The following is a 13,999-nucleotide window of genomic DNA, read 5'->3' as shown; positions in this document are numbered from 1 at the left end:
CCGAGCGAATAGGGGGTAACGTCGCGTGAAGACGGAGAGGAATGCCGTGCCCGTGCTCGACGTCATGGCGGACAACCGCTGGGCGGACGAAGTGCAGAGCGGCCAAGTACATGAGCTTGAACGGCATTCCGGTGCCGTCAAATGGTTCGACGCGACTCGCGGCTTCGGCTTCGTCGTGGCTGACAACGGTGTCGGGGACATACTGATCCACTTCTCCGTGCTGCGCGATCATGGCCGCCGCAGCCTGCCCGAGGGCTGTCGAGTCGAATGCCTGGCAGTGCGCCGCGACCGAGGGTTGCAGGCGCGCCGGCTGTTGAGCTTCGATCTTAGCACTGCGACCGGACCCGATCTCGACCTGCTCTCGGCGCCGAAGGACCGGGTCGACCCGCTGCAACTGGCCGATCAGGCGGGCGAGCCCGAGCCGGCGAGCGTCAAATGGTTCAACCGGCTAAAGGGCTATGGCTTTCTGGTGCGCGGTTCCGATGGCGCCGACGTGTTCGTCCATATGGAAACCTTCCGCCGCGCCGGCATCATCGACGTCCAGCCGGACCTGAAAGTGTCCGCCCGGATCGCGGAAGGGAAGAAGGGGCCGCTCGCCGTCGAGGTTCAGGCGCGCGCATAGGGCGCTCGGCGCAGAAGCGGCTTTCTTCCGCACGGGCCTGCCGCTAAACGGCCTGCCCATGGGTTTGCTCGCATCGATCTTCACATGGTGGAACGGCGCCACCATCGGCACCGCGCTGCACACGCGCCGTCATGGCGGCAAGGTCGGCGAGGACCAGTGGGGCAATGTCTATTTCGAGGGCAAGAAGCCGAACGAGTTCGGCTATCGCCCCCGCTGGGTGATCTACAAGGGCGCGAACGATGCCAGCCGGGTGCCGCCCGAATGGCATAGCTGGCTGCACCACCAGGCCGAGGACGTGCCGGACAAGGCGCTGCCGCCCGCGCGCTCCTGGCAGAAGGAGCCGGTGCCGAACCTGACCGGCACCGCCCAGGCCTATCGTCCGCCCGGCGCGCTCGAAGCCGGCGGCGTCCGCGCCGCTTCGACCGGCGATTACGAGGCCTGGAGTCCGGACGAGGCATGAACCGTCCTCTGACGCTGGCGACCGGCTTTGCCGCGCTTGCGGCCCTCGCCGGCGGTGCCGTCGCGCTGCAGAATGAGAGCGCCGCGCCCGTTTCCACGGAGGCGCCGGCAGCACCGAAAGCGACGTCCAAGGGGGGCAGTGCGCGCCCCGAAGCGGCACCGCCCCCGGTCACCGGCAAGGAAACGCCGATGGCCGAGCGGGTCGCCGTGATCGGCCTCCTCAACAAGCGCAACGGCATCTCCCGCGACCTGACGATGAAGCCCGGCCAGGCTCTGCGCGCCGGCAATGTCATCGTGCGCCTGCGCGCCTGCGAGACGACCGCGCCCTGGGAGACGCAGAAGCTCACCGGCGCCTTCGTGCAGGTCGATCGGCTCGGCCTCGAGAATAAGTGGCGCCGCGTCTTCTCGGGCTGGCTCTACAAGGAATCGCCGTCGCTGAACGTGGTCGAAGACCCGGTCTATGACGTCTGGCCCAAGAGCTGCACGATGACGCATCCGGAGATCGGCCCGGCGACCATCCGCGCCACTTCCGGATCCTCGTCCGGCGGCAACACGCCGGCCAGGCGGTCGAGCTCGCGGAAGTCGGGCGGCGATGCGCCTGCCCCTCCGGCGCCTGCCGAAACGGCCGCGCCCAGCAATCCGACATAGGCCGCGCGCGGCACCTCGACCGCACCCAGTGAAGCAAGGTGGTCGGTCAGGAACTGGCAGTCGAGCAGCCGGTATCCGCCCACCCGCAGCCGCGCGACCAGATGCGCCAGCGCCACCTTCGACGCGTCGCGCGCGCGGGAGAACATGCTCTCGCCGAAGAAGGCGCCGCCCAGGCTCACTCCGTAGAGCCCGCCGACCAGCTCCCCCTCCTGCCAGCATTCGACCGAATGGGCGTGACCGCGGGTGAACAGCTCGTTGCAGGCCTGTTCAATCTGCGCATTGATCCAGGTGCCGCCCTCGCGCACGCGCAGCTCCGCGCAGGCGCGGATAACCTCGGCAAAGGCCCGGTCGGCGGTGACGGTGTAGCGGTCGGAGCGCACCGTCTTGGCGAGCGACCGCGACAGGTGAAATGCGTCGAGCGGCAGGATGCCGCGCATCGCCGGTTCGACCCAATAGACTTCGCGCGCACGCCGGCTGTCCGCCATCGGAAAGATCCCGGCCGCATAGGCGCGCAGGAGGAGATCGCTGTCGAGCGGCCGCATCGCGCGCCTAGATAGCGGCTGGATCGGAAAAGGTGAGCCATTTCCTTCGTGCCGCTACTGCCGCTAAGGGAGACCGCCCAACAGCTCAGGTTCCCGTGCGCACGCTCTTCATCGCTCTCTTCTGGTTCGCCGTCTTGGCCACTCTCTACGTCACGCTGCGACCGATCACGGTGACGGTGCCGGGATCGGACAAGACCCAGCACGCGATCACGTTCGGCGTGCTGATGGGCCTGGCCGGGCTAGCCTATGCGCGAACGCATCTGCTGAAGCTCGCGGTGGCGCTCTCAGCCTTTGGCGCGCTGATCGAGCTGGTGCAGCCCTATTTCGGCCGCAGCCGCGACGTGCGCGACTGGATCGCCGATAGCATCGGTATTGCCGTGGTGCTGGTCCTGCTCTGGGCATGGCGCCGCTGGACCAGCGTGAGGCCTCAGCGCGGCTGAGCCCGGTCGAGCCAAAGCTGGAACGGGCGCCAGGGGAGCGGCTTTTCGAAGCTGATCCCGGCGACATCTCCCTTGGTCCAGCGGACCAGAGCGTTCGTCACCGCCACTTCGTCGATCGCCACCACTACCGGGCCGCGCTGAACGGGTGCATCGAGGCGGCAGCTGACGCCGGTCACTGATATGTCCACCACTTCGCCGGCAATCGTTTCGCCGTCGACGACCACGCGCAGCGGTCCGCGGCGGGCGAAACGCGGCGCCCGCGGCCGCACGCGCAGTAGCGAGCTCCGTTCCTCGCGCAGCATCCGCTCGACATCTATCGGCTGGTCGAGTTCGACGCCCGCGCCATTCCCGCGTGTCCAGCGCACCACGCCGTGCATCTGCTTGTCTGATCGCAGCTCGATAACCAGCTCCTGTCCCACCTCCGGCATGTGCAGGCATTCGAACATCAGCCCGCCTTCGGAGATGTTGCGGACCACGCAGAGCTGGTCGCGGCCGTTCCAGAGACCCCTCGCCACGCGGAGCACGGAGATGTGCCGCGCGCCGGTCCGGCGGTCGTCCGGCTCGTCCTGCGGCTCGGGTTGGAAGGCGAGGGCGGTGCTCATGGCGCCAAGCTACGGGGCAATCGCCTAAATTCCGTTAATCTGCGGCAGCATTTCGTGCCGCCTGCGGAACCATGCTGCACCTGCTCGCGTTGCGGTGCAGAAAGGGGTTTCGCGTTTGAAGTCGATTGGTTTGGCTGCGGCGGTGCTGGCCTGTGTGCCCGGCGCGCAGACCCTTGCGCAGCAGCCGGCGCCGGGGGAGGCGATCGTCCCGGACGCGGAGTTCGAGGCGGCCTTGCCGCGTGTCGAGGACAATCTGGACGCGCCCCTCGCGCCGATCGAGGATTTCAGCCAGCCGCCACCGCCCGTGCAGGATCCCGCGCTCACCGAGCCGCTGCCGCCGCTCGCCACCTTCGACGTGACGACGCCGACCGAACCCGTCGCCGCTGAGGAAGAAGAGAACGCTGCCACCGTCCGTTACCGTGTCGCAGTCGAAGGGCTCGACGCGGTCGATCTGGAAGGCCGCTTCCGCAGCTTGTCCGCACTCGACAAGGGCGACGGCCAGGCGGCGAACGGCGCCGTCATCTCAGCGCGGGCGCGGGAGGATGAGCGGCTCGCTCTCTCCATCCTCCACTCCGAAGGCTATTATGACGCGGTCGTCACGTCGCGCGTCGAGCCGGTGCCGAACGAGACCAACCGCAGCATCGCGACGATCAGCGCGGTGCCGGGTCCGCGCTACAAGCTTGGCGCCATCGCCGTTACCGGGCCGGACACGCTGCCGCCCGGCCTCGCACGCGATGCGCTGGAGCTAAAGCCGGGCGATCCGATCGTCGCCGCCGATATTGAGGCGGGCGAGGCGAACGTCCTCCTGCGCCTGCCGCAGAACGGCTATCCCTTTGTCGAGCTCGGCCGGCGCGACGTGCTGCTCGATCCGGCGACGCAGCTCGCCGACTATACGCTCCCGGTCGATTCCGGCCCGCGCAGCAGCTTCGGCGGCGTGACCACGACGGGCAAGCTCGCCTTCGACGCGCGCCATGTCGGGGTGCTGACCCGCTTCAAGCCCGGCGACCTGTACGACAGCCGCAAGGTCGACGATCTGCGCGAGGCGATGGTCGCGACCGGGCTCTTCTCCAGCGTCGCGGTCGAGCCGGTGCGCACGGGCCAGCCGGGGCCGGATGGTACCGAGCGCGTCGACCTGCGCGTTGTCCAGCAGGCAGGTCCGCCGCGCACCCTTGCTGCGCAGGCGGGCTTCGCGACCGGCCAGGGCTTCACGCTGCGTGGCAGCTGGACGCACCGGAACCTGTTCCCGCCCGAAGGCGGACTGATCGTCAGCGGCGTGGCGGGCACACAGGAACAGGGCGCGTCCGTCACCTTCCGCCGCAACAATGCTGGCCGCCGCGACCGCACCGTCAGTCTCACGCTCAATGCCTCGCACCAGGATTATGAGGCCTATGAGGCGTTCACCGCCCAGCTCGCCGGCCGCATCTCGCGCGAGTCGACGCCGATCTGGCAGAAGCGCTGGACCTGGAATTATGGCTTCGAACTGATCACCACCGACGAGCGTCGTAAGCTGCCAGGCCGGACGCTGGGCGACGGCACTTACTTCATCGGCGCTTTGCCCGCGCAGCTCGGTTACGACCGCTCGAACAATCTGCTCGATCCGACCAAGGGCTTCCGCCTCACCGGCCGGATCAGTCCCGAAATCTCACAGCGGGCCAAAGGCTCGATGGAGCAATATGTTCGGACGCTGATCGACGGCAGCGCCTATTATCCGGCAGGCGACAGCTTCGTGCTCGCCGGGCGCGTCCGCTTCGGCTCCATCGTCGGCGCGCCGCGCGACGAGATCGCCCCCTCCCGACGCTTGTACGCGGGCGGCGGCGGCTCGGTGCGCGGCTTCGGCTTTCAGGAGCTCGGCCCGCGCCAGGTGGTGCCGAACCCAGACTTCGATCCCACCGAACCGGACAAGGAGCCGGAAACGCTCTCGGTCCCGCTCGGCGGCCGCAGCGTCAACGAATTCGCGATTGAGGGCCGCTACCGCTTCGGCAATTACGGCGTGGTCGCCTTCCTCGACGCGGGGCAGGTCTATGAAGGCAGCACGCCCAAGCTGTCGGACCTGCGCTTCGGAGCGGGGATTGGCGGGCGGCTCTACACCAATTTCGGTCCGCTTCGCGTCGATGTCGCGACGCCGCTCGGCCGCCGCCGTGGTGAGTCCTGGATCACCCTCTACGTGTCGATCGGGCAGGCCTTCTGATGCGGGCACGGCGGATCGCGCTCTGGGCCGGCGGCATTCTGCTCGCGCTGCTGGTGCTCGTCGGCGTCGCCCTGCTCGGCCTCAACACTGATCCCGGCAAGCGCTTCGTCGCCGACCGGATCGCCGGCTTTTCGACGGCTTCGGGACTGCGCTTCCAGGTCGGGCGGATTGAAGGCTCGATCTACGGCAAGATGGTGTTGCGCGACCTGCGCGTCAGCGACACCAAAGGCGTATTCGCGACGGCCCCGCGTATCGAAGTGGACTGGCGACCTTTTGCTTACATCCGCAATCGCGTGGATATCCGCTCCGCGACAGCGCCGCTGGTCACGCTGATGCGCATGCCGGCATTGAAGCCGGTGCCGACCGACCCGAACGCGCCGATCCTGCCCGACCTCGATATAGACATCGGCCGGCTCCGCGTCGACCGGCTGGTGCTGGAACCCCCGGTTGCGGGCCAGCGCCGCGTCGCCAGCATCGATGGCAGCGCGCGCATTGCCGATCGTCGCGCTCAGGTCCGCGCCAATGCGGTGGTCGCGGGCGGCGGCGACCGGCTGCGGCTGGTGCTCGATGCCGTGCCCGACGACAACAAGCTCGACATCGAAGCGCAGCTGACTGCGCCCGCGGGCGGCGTCGTCGCGAACATGGCCGGCCTGACCCAGCCGCTCCAGGCGCAGATTGCCGGCCGCGGCAGTTGGCAGGCCTGGAACGGCCGCGTCCAGGCAGCTTTGGCTGGCCAGCCGCTGGCGAACCTTGCCCTGGCAGCGCGCAACGGCAGCTTCACTTTGCGCGGACCGACACGCCCCGGCCTCTACAATCCCGCCCTGACGCGATTGGGGCCGGTAGTGATCGTCGATGCGACTGCCGCGGTCGAGAAGCGGATCGCCGATACCCGCTTCGCGCTCCGCTCCGACGCCTTGTCCGTGGACGGACAGGGCGAAGTGGATCTCGCGCGCAGCCGCTTCGGCGCGCTGCGGGTGGATAGCCGCCTGATCCGCCCGGCTTCGCTGGCGCCAAACCTCAGCGGCCGCAACGTCCGGCTGCGGATGCTGCTCGACGGCCCCATGGCGCGGCCGGTGGTGGACTATCGCCTCACCGCCGAACGGATCGGCTTCAACGACACTCTTGTCCAGGGCCTTCAGGCCGGCGGCCGCGCGCGCGTCAATGCGGACCGGATCATCGTCCCGGTCAGCGCCCGCGCCGCCCGCATCACCGGGCTGAACGCGTCGGTCGCCGGCCTGCTCACCGATGTCCGGATCGATGGCGATCTCGCGGTCGCCGGCGACACCATCCTGTCCGACAATCTCCGCATCCGCTCGCCGCAGATCAACGCCGTCGCCGTCGTGGTCGCGGACCTGTCGAGCGGCGTCTATCGCGGCGGGCTGAAGGGCCGGATCAACAATTACCTGATTGAGGGCATCGGCATCATCGGCCTCGACACCGATGTGAACCTGGTGACCACGCCGCGTGGCGGCTTCGCGCTGACCGGCCGTTTCGCCGCCCAGACCCTCCGCATCGACAATGAGAGCGCCCGCAACCTGCTCGGCGGCCGGACTTTGGTCACCGGCCGCATCGCCTATGGCGATGGCGGTCTGGTGACGATCAGCCGCCTCCGCCTCGCAGCGCCCAAGCTCCGCATCAGTGACGGCGGAGGCACCTACCGGCCGGACGGCGGCATCAGTTTCCGCGCAACCGGCGTGTCGGACGATTACGGCCCGCTGACGGTGTTTGTCACGGGCACCGCTACGCGGCCGCAAATCCGCATCCGCGCTGCGCGGCCGAACATCGGCATTCAGCTCACCAATGTCGACGCGGTCGTCCGTTCGACCGGCAATGGCTATGCGATCACCGCCAGCGGTGGCTCGCCCTATGGCCCGTTCAGTGCCGACCTGTTCGTGCGCGCGGGCGGCAGTCCGCTGGCCGTCGACATCAGGCGTGCACGCTTCGCCGGCGTCGATTTCGCAGGGCGCGTGGTGCAGACCGCGGCCGGTCCATTTGCGGGCCAGCTGAGCCTCAATGGCTCGGGCTTCACCGGCACTGTCCGCCTCGGTGCGCAGGGCCGCATTCAGACCGCCCAGGTCTCCGCCCGAGCCAATAACGCTGTCTTCCCCGCCAATCCGCCGATCCGCATCGGCCGTGCGCTGGTCGAGGCACGGCTGGTGCTCTATCCGACAGCGCCGCTCGTGATCGCCGACATCCAGGCCGCCGGCGTCCGCCAGGGCAATCTGCTCGTGCAGACCGCACGCGCGCGCATCAACTATCAGGGTGGCCGCGGCACCGCGGCTCTCGTTGCCAATGGCCGGAGTGGCGCAACCTTCAACATCGCGGCCAATGCCGATCTCTCGCCCGGCCTCTACCGCGTCGCCATGCAGGGGCGGGTGAACACAATCCCCTTCCGTCTCGCGCGTCCGGCAGTGATCCGGGCTCAGCGGGGCGGCTATGAGCTCGAGCCGGCCTCGATCGCCCTGCCGCAAGGACAAGTCCGTCTTGCCGGCCGCTTTGGTCCGGGTCTGGAACTGCGCAGCCGCTTCGACAATCTCGACCTTTCCGTGCTGAACGCCTTCGCGTCCGGAGCGGGCGTGGGCGGCCGCGCCACCGGCAGCCTGTCCTTTGCGCAGACCGGCAACGCTTTCCCACGCGCCGATCTGCGGCTGGACGTGGACAATTTCGCCCGCTCGGGCGCGGCCGTCGTGTCCCAGCCGGTCGATCTTGCCGTGCTCGGCACGCTGCGGCCGGAAGGTGGTGTGCTGAACACGGTGATCCGCCGCGGCGGCGCGGCCATCGGCCGGCTCCAGGCGCGGCTGCAGCCGGTCGGTGGCGGCGGCAGCTGGAGCGAGCGCCTGCTCGCCGCGCCGCTTGCAGGCGGCATCCGATATAACGGCCCGGCAAGCGTGCTTTGGTCATTGACCGGGATCGCCGACCAGCAGCTGACGGGACCCATTGGCCTCGCCGCGGATTTCAGTGGCCGGGTCCAGCGCCCGCAGCTGACCGGCATCGTCCGCGCCAATACGCTCGGCTATGTGAACGAGACCTACGGCACGCGCATCCGCAACATCCGCCTGACCGGCCGCTTCAGCAACGACCGGCTGGAGATCAGCGAGTTCGCCGGCCAGGCAGGCGACGGCACCGTCACAGGCCGCGGCACGGTCGGGCTCTCCTCTGCCGCCGGCTATCCGATCGATATTCGCGCGACACTGAATCGTGCGCGCCTGGCCCGCTCCGACGCGCTCGGCGCCACCGCGACAGGTGAGGTGCGGCTGGTCAAGGTTGCGGGCGCCAATGCCACCATCTCAGGCGATGTCCGCCTGCCCGAAGCGCGCTATCAGATCGTGCGTCAGGGCGCTGCCGAAGTCGCGGTGCTCGAAGGCGTGCGCCGCAAGGGCGCGCCGCCGCCTTCGACCGAGCCGGATGAGGCAGTCCCGCTTTCCGGCCTGTTCAACCTCGACCTGCGGGTCCGCGCCAACAACCAGATCTTCGTGTCGGGCATGGGCCTCGAGTCCGAATGGTCCGCCGATCTGCGGGTGACCGGCACCTCCGCGGCGCCGATCGTCTCCGGCCGCGCCGCGCTGATCCGCGGCACTTACAGCTTTGCCGGGCGCCGCTTCGAGCTGGACGATAACAGCAGCGTCACCTTCACCGGCGGCACCAACCCCACGCTCAACATCCGCGCGACCGGCGACGTGCAGGGCACCGCCATCACGATCGTGATCGGCGGCCGCGCGCAGAGCCCGCAGATCAGCTTCACGTCCAACCCGCAGCTGCCGCAGGACGAACTCCTGTCCCGCGCCCTGTTCGGTGAATCGATCACCAACATCTCTGCCATTCAGGCGGTGCAGCTCGCCGCCGCGCTTAACAGCCTGCGTGGCGGCGGCGGCGGCTTGAACCCGCTCGGCAAGCTCCGCTCGGTGGCGGGCATCGACCGGCTCCGCATCCTCGGCGGCGACGAGACGACCGGCCGCGGCACCGCCGTCGCTGCGGGCACCTACATCTCCAACCGCATCTATGTGGAATTCATCACCGACGCCCGCGGCTTCACCGCCACGCAGATCAACGTCGCCCTGTCACGGGCGCTGAGCCTCTTGTCGCAGGTCAGCAGCTTCTCCGGCACCAGCGTCGAGCTGCGCTACCGGAAGGATTACTGATCCTTCGTCATTGCGAGGAGCGCAGCGACGAAGCAATCCAGCGGTGTTCAGGCTCGACTGGATTGCTTCGCTATGCTCGCAATAACGGGAGTTAACCCCTCAGCGCCGGACTGAATGTCAGCTCGAAGTCGTTCCATCCGAACTCGTAAAGCTCGGGCGGCAGCTTCAGCGGCGAGCAGCGCACTACGGATGCGATCGCCGCCTGCGCCATTTCGTCGGCGAAAATGTGATTGGCAGGCGTCACCCCGCTCTGCGCGATCACCGTCGGCAAGCCGATGATCGTCCCGTCCGGCGCATAGCGGACATGAAGCCGGGTGGTGATCCGTTTGCCTTCGCCCAGGACCTTGGGGGTACGGTAACAGCGCCGCACCTGCGCCGCCGCATCCGCGGTCACCTTTCTGGCCAGCTCCGGCGCAAGGCCACGGCGCGGCGGCGGCGCGGACGTTGCGCAGGCCGAAAGCGACAATCCGCCGAGCGTCAGAAAAGTAAGCGATCGCAACATGATGGCGCGCGATATAGGTGCGGTTCCAACGAGTTGAACCGCATCCTATCACGAAATCGTCGTGGGACTAGCTTCGCGGCTTGGGCGGCCCGCGCCGTCCGCCTGGACGGCCCCCGGGGCTGGACGGTCCGCCACCCGGTCGCCCGCCCGGTCCTCCGGGCGCCCCTCCGCCTGGCCGACCTGCAGGAGCCGGAGGGCGCCTTTGTCCGCGCCCGACCACGGGCGCAGGTGCCGGCGCGCGCCGCTCGGGCGTGCCGCGTCCCGGCTGAACCGAATAGCCTTCCTTCAGCAGGCGGGTGAAGGCGGAGCGCACATTGGTCGCGATCGCCGCCTGCACCTCCTCGGGCAGGTCGGCCACGGTGATATTGGCGTGGATCGCGTTCAGGTCGCGCAACAGCGTGTTGGGCAGGCCCTTGGATGCCGTCTTCAGCGCCTGAATCGAGTCGATCACGGCGGAGAAGATGATCTCCTGCATCAGGTCGGTTGCGCTTTTCGTCATGCCGCCCCTCTAACGCCTGGAGCGGCATTTGGTAGCGGGTTCAGGCGATGGGCAGGTTGGTCATGGCCGGGCCGACTGACGCGGCGAGGCTCAGCGTCGCGAGCAGCAGCGCGCCGGCAAAGGCGAAGAAGCGGGCGGTGAGGTCATTGGTGCGGGTCATGATCTTTGTCCTTCACTGTTTCGGCGGGCCGTCCGCCGCTTGTCCTCTCCTTCGCAACAGCCGTGCCAAATCGCTAAGATGTTCAGATTACTGAATACAGCAACTCCCTCCGCTTCTAAGTTGGCGAAAATCGCTATGCCTTGGCGAACGCTTTGCTAAGGCTCGCCCCGTGAACGACTATGATGCGATCGTGCTGGGCGGCGGTGCGGCCGGGCTGATGTGCGCGGCCGTGGCAGGCCAGCGCGGCAAGCGGGTCTTGGTCGTCGAACATGCGGATCGGCCGGGCAAGAAGATTCTGATCTCGGGCGGCGGCCGCTGCAACTTCACCAACATCCACACCGCGCCCGACCGCTATCTCTCCGCCAACCCGCATTTCGCCAAGTCGGCACTCCGCCGCTACACGCCGCAGGACTTTATCGACCTGGTCGAGCGCCACCGCATCGCCTGGCACGAAAAGACTCTGGGCCAGCTCTTCTGCGACGGCTCGGCACGGCAGATCGTCGACATGCTGCTCGCCGAAGGCGAACGCGGCAGAATAGAGCTGTCGCTCGGGCGTGCCGCCGGCGAGATCGGCTATGCCGATGGCCGCTTCCGTGTCGCGCTCGGCAGCCGCGAAGTTCAAGCGCCTGCCCTTGTGATCGCCACCGGCGGACCCTCCATCCCGAAGCTTGGCGCGACGGGCTTCGCCTACGACCTCGCCCGTCGCTTCGGCCTGAAGGTGGTGGAGCCGCGCCCCGCGCTCGTCCCACTCACCCTGGGCGGCGACGAGGCCTTGTTCCGCACCTTGTCGGGCGTCGCCACCGAAGTCGTCGCGACCGCGAACAAGGCCAGCTTCCGCGAAGCCGCACTCTTCACCCACCGCGGCCTGTCCGGCCCCGCCATCCTCCAGGTCTCAAGCTATTGGCGCCATGGCGAGCCTGTCGCGGTCGACTTTCTGCCCGGCCGAACGCCGGATTGGCTGCTCGAGGCGAAGCGCACTTCACCGCGCATCACCCTGCGCAGCGAATTGTCCAGGCACTTGCCCGACCGCCTCGCCGAAACCTTGGCCGAGAGGATCGGCCTGACCCGCGAACTGGCCAACACGCCCGACGCGCAACTTCGGCAGGCGGCGCAGCGCCTGTCCGCCTGGTCCTTCCACCCAAATGGCAGCGAAGGTTTTGCAAAGGCCGAAGTCACTGCCGGCGGCATCAGCACCGCCGAACTTTCCTCCCAGACGATGGAGGCGCGCCGCGTGCGGGGCCTATACGCCATCGGCGAGGCGGTGGACGTGACCGGCTGGCTCGGCGGCTATAACTTTCAATGGGCCTGGGCGAGCGGCTGGGCCGCCGGCACTGCGATCGGAGGAGAGCCATGAACACCCCCGTGCTGATCGGCGTCGGCCAGACCGTCTATCGCGGCGAGCCCCGCAAGGCTCCCGAACTCTCGCCCGTGGGTCTCGCCGCCGAGGCCGCCCGCCGGGCCCTCGCCGATGCCGGCCTGACGCCCGAACAGGCCGGCATCGACCGCATCGCTGCCGTGCGCATGACCGCCGATAACCGCCCGCCCGGCCGGCACCCGTTCGGCGCCGCGTCCAACTTCCCGCGAGCCGTCGCCAACCGCATCGGCGCCGCTCCGCGCATCGCCATCTACGGCGTGATCGGCGGCCAGTCGCCCCAGGCCTTCGTCAACGAGTGCGCCGAGGCGCTCCACGCCGGCGCATGCGAGATGGCGCTGATCGTCGCCGCCGAGGCGACCGGTCTCGAGCGCGCAGCCACTCGCGCCGGCATCGAACTCGATTGGCACGAGGAGGTGGAGGGCCAGCTCGACGATCGCGGCCCCGGCGACATCGCCATCCACCCGCTCGAGGTTCGCCACGGCCTCTACGTCCCGGTGATCGTCTATTCGCTCATCGAGCACGCCCAGCGCGCCCGCCTCGGCCGCAGCCGCACCGCGCATCTGAAGGCCATGGCCGAGCTTTTCGCCGGCTTCTCGAAAGTCGCCGCAGCCAATCCCTATTCGCAGTTCCCGCTGGAGCGCTCGGCCGGTTTCCTCTCGACCGTCAGCGCGGACAATTACCCGGTCAGCGATCCCTATCCGAAGTGGCTGGTCGCGCAGGACGCCGTGAACCAGGGCGCCGCCGTGCTGATGACCACGGACGCGCGCGCCGACGCGCTGGGCGTTCCGCGCGAGAAGCGGGTCTATCTGCACGGCTATGCGACGCTCGCGGATCTGCCGCTGATCGAGCGCCCGGATTTGGGCCGGTCCCGCGCCGCCGGGCTTGCCGCCGCCGCCGCGTTCGACATGGCCAGGGCGCGCGCGGAGCAGGTCGGGCCGATGGATATCTACAGCTGCTTCCCTTGCGCGGTGGTCGCCGCCTGCGAAGCGCTCGGTATTCCGGCCGACTACGGGGAGCGGCTGACCGTCACCGGCGGGCTTCCTTATTTCGGCGGGCCCGGCAACGCCTATAGCCTGTTCGCGATCGCCGCTCTGGCCGAACGCCTCCGCGCGGCACCCGGAGAGCTCGGCCTGATCAGCGCCAATGGCGGCTTCATGTCGAAGGAGTCGGTCGGCCTCTACTCGACTAATCGCCCGCGGAAATGGCGCCCGCTCCAGGCCAGCGAACTGGAGGCGCGCATCACCGCCGAGCGCGTCCTGGTTGATCCGACGCCTGATGGGCTTGCGGCCATCGAGAGCTTCACCATCTCCTACGCGAAGGGGCAGCCCGTCGGCGCTGCAATCATCGCCCGCACCGAAGCCGGTGCGCGCACCGCTGCGGCGGCTCTGCCCGGTTCGCCGGAGTTCGGCGCGCTGCTGACCGGCGAGCCGATCGGGCGCCGGATTCGGGTGGAGTCGGGGGCGAAGGCCAATGCCTTCCGCTTCTCCGACTGAACGGAATTGCGGAGAATACGGGGGATTTCAAAAACTTGGAAAAAAACCGATCCAAGAGTTGACGCTCCGGAATCGCCCCCATATATGCGCCTCCACCGCAGCGACGCGGACCACATGGTCCCCACTGAGGCGGTCAACGGAATGAGGGCGCTGATCACCCTAGCAATAGGGCAAGATCGGTTGTCCTTCGTTTTCGGCTCTTTGACATTGTTGATGTATGATGAAGGGACATGTGGGCGGCGGCTCCGGTTTCTGGCGGCTTCTAGGCGTCGGGTAATCGGTTAAAGCCAAGTCTGTCTGTATGTCCTTCACGTATCCATACGTAAGGAG

11 protein-coding genes and 1 pseudogene are annotated in these 13,999 nt (G+C 68.3%); 8 read left to right on the top strand and 4 right to left on the bottom strand.

Annotated features, from left to right (window positions below; translation table 11 throughout):
* Positions 1–25 precede the first annotated feature (25 nt).
* The 3 genes and pseudogenes from VGT77_RS00060 to VGT77_RS00050 form a co-directional block, all read left to right on the top strand.
* The gene (locus VGT77_RS00060; protein WP_327458333.1) at positions 26–622 is read left to right on the top strand and encodes a cold-shock protein; all 597 of its coding nucleotides are present in this window, start codon (positions 26–28) and stop codon (positions 620–622) included.
* A 58-nt stretch (positions 623–680) separates the two neighbouring features.
* On the top strand, positions 681–1,082 hold the full coding sequence (locus VGT77_RS00055; protein WP_327458331.1) for an NADH:ubiquinone oxidoreductase subunit NDUFA12: 402 nt from the start codon (positions 681–683) through the stop codon (positions 1,080–1,082).
* A pseudogene (locus VGT77_RS00050) lies at positions 1,079–1,504 on the top strand (DUF2155 domain-containing protein); the annotation flags it as partial. The gene VGT77_RS00055 and the pseudogene VGT77_RS00050, both read left to right, overlap by 4 nt.
* Before the next feature lie 35 nt (positions 1,505–1,539).
* On the opposite strand, the gene aat reads toward VGT77_RS00050, so the two are convergent.
* The gene (aat, locus tag VGT77_RS00045) at positions 1,540–2,271 is read right to left on the bottom strand and encodes a leucyl/phenylalanyl-tRNA--protein transferase (RefSeq protein WP_327458329.1); all 732 of its coding nucleotides are present in this window, start codon (positions 2,269–2,271) and stop codon (positions 1,540–1,542) included.
* Positions 2,272–2,366: 95 nt separating this feature from the next.
* Here aat and VGT77_RS00040 point away from each other — a divergent pair, with 95 nt between their 5' ends.
* Positions 2,367–2,711, top strand: a complete 345-nt coding sequence (locus tag VGT77_RS00040; RefSeq protein WP_327458327.1) for a VanZ family protein — start codon at positions 2,367–2,369, stop codon at positions 2,709–2,711.
* Here the strand turns inward: VGT77_RS00040 and VGT77_RS00035 are convergent.
* Positions 2,699–3,313 carry a PilZ domain-containing protein gene (locus tag VGT77_RS00035; RefSeq protein ID WP_327458325.1) on the bottom strand — a complete coding sequence of 205 codons (615 nt, stop codon included), beginning with the start codon at positions 3,311–3,313 and terminating at the stop codon, positions 2,699–2,701. The genes VGT77_RS00040 and VGT77_RS00035 overlap by 13 nt on opposite strands.
* Positions 3,314–3,428: 115 nt before the next feature.
* Between VGT77_RS00035 and VGT77_RS00030 the strand changes: the two genes are divergently transcribed.
* Together VGT77_RS00030 and VGT77_RS00025 are read left to right on the top strand one after the other, a co-directional pair.
* Complete coding sequence (locus tag VGT77_RS00030) at positions 3,429–5,501, top strand: autotransporter assembly complex protein TamA (protein ID WP_327458323.1); 2,073 nt, start codon at positions 3,429–3,431, stop codon at positions 5,499–5,501.
* Positions 5,501–9,640 (top strand): translocation/assembly module TamB domain-containing protein, encoded by a 4,140-nt coding sequence (locus VGT77_RS00025; protein ID WP_327458321.1) that lies wholly within the window; start codon positions 5,501–5,503, stop codon positions 9,638–9,640. Before VGT77_RS00030 ends, VGT77_RS00025 begins: the two co-directional genes overlap by 1 nt.
* A 91-nt stretch (positions 9,641–9,731) precedes the next feature.
* Here the strand turns inward: VGT77_RS00025 and VGT77_RS00020 are convergent, their stop codons facing one another.
* On the bottom strand, positions 9,732–10,142 hold the full coding sequence (locus VGT77_RS00020) for a cell envelope integrity protein TolA (RefSeq protein ID WP_327458320.1): 411 nt from the start codon (positions 10,140–10,142) through the stop codon (positions 9,732–9,734).
* A gap of 67 nt (positions 10,143–10,209) precedes the next feature.
* The gene (locus tag VGT77_RS00015; protein WP_327458319.1) at positions 10,210–10,641 is read right to left on the bottom strand and encodes a hypothetical protein; all 432 of its coding nucleotides are present in this window, start codon (positions 10,639–10,641) and stop codon (positions 10,210–10,212) included.
* 377 nt (positions 10,642–11,018) lie between these two features.
* On the opposite strand from VGT77_RS00015, the gene VGT77_RS00010 reads away from it, so the two are divergent.
* Both VGT77_RS00010 and VGT77_RS00005 read left to right on the top strand, forming a co-directional pair.
* The gene (locus VGT77_RS00010; protein ID WP_414713336.1) at positions 11,019–12,155 is read left to right on the top strand and encodes an NAD(P)/FAD-dependent oxidoreductase; all 1,137 of its coding nucleotides are present in this window, start codon (positions 11,019–11,021) and stop codon (positions 12,153–12,155) included.
* Positions 12,152–13,669: an acetyl-CoA acetyltransferase gene (locus VGT77_RS00005; RefSeq protein ID WP_327458315.1), complete on the top strand. Its 1,518-nt coding sequence runs from the start codon at positions 12,152–12,154 to the stop codon at positions 13,667–13,669. Before VGT77_RS00010 ends, VGT77_RS00005 begins: the two co-directional genes overlap by 4 nt.
* Positions 13,670–13,999: the final 330 nt, after the last annotated feature.

The organism is Sphingomonas sp., assembly GCF_035944535.1.
Taxonomy (GTDB): domain Bacteria; phylum Pseudomonadota; class Alphaproteobacteria; order Sphingomonadales; family Sphingomonadaceae; genus Sphingomonas_B.
Note: the sequence above shows the minus strand (reverse complement) of the source record. Positions and strands in the feature narration are given on the sequence as shown.

Bases quoted from the DNA above. Each gene is read 5' to 3' on its own strand.
- aat (WP_327458329.1), bottom strand. From the start codon at position 2,271: ATGCGGCCGCTCGACAGCGATCTCCTCCTGCGCGCCTATGCGGCCGGG.
- VGT77_RS00005 (WP_327458315.1), top strand. From the start codon at position 12,152: ATGAACACCCCCGTGCTGATCGGCGTCGGCCAGACCGTCTATCGCGGC.
- VGT77_RS00025 (WP_327458321.1), top strand. From the start codon at position 5,501: ATGCGGGCACGGCGGATCGCGCTCTGGGCCGGCGGCATTCTGCTCGCG.
- VGT77_RS00015 (WP_327458319.1), bottom strand. From the start codon at position 10,641: ATGACGAAAAGCGCAACCGACCTGATGCAGGAGATCATCTTCTCCGCC.
- VGT77_RS00010 (WP_414713336.1), top strand. From the start codon at position 11,019: ATGTGCGCGGCCGTGGCAGGCCAGCGCGGCAAGCGGGTCTTGGTCGTC.
- VGT77_RS00035 (WP_327458325.1), bottom strand. From the start codon at position 3,313: ATGAGCACCGCCCTCGCCTTCCAACCCGAGCCGCAGGACGAGCCGGAC.
- VGT77_RS00055 (WP_327458331.1), top strand. From the start codon at position 681: ATGGGTTTGCTCGCATCGATCTTCACATGGTGGAACGGCGCCACCATC.
- VGT77_RS00020 (WP_327458320.1), bottom strand. From the start codon at position 10,142: ATGTTGCGATCGCTTACTTTTCTGACGCTCGGCGGATTGTCGCTTTCG.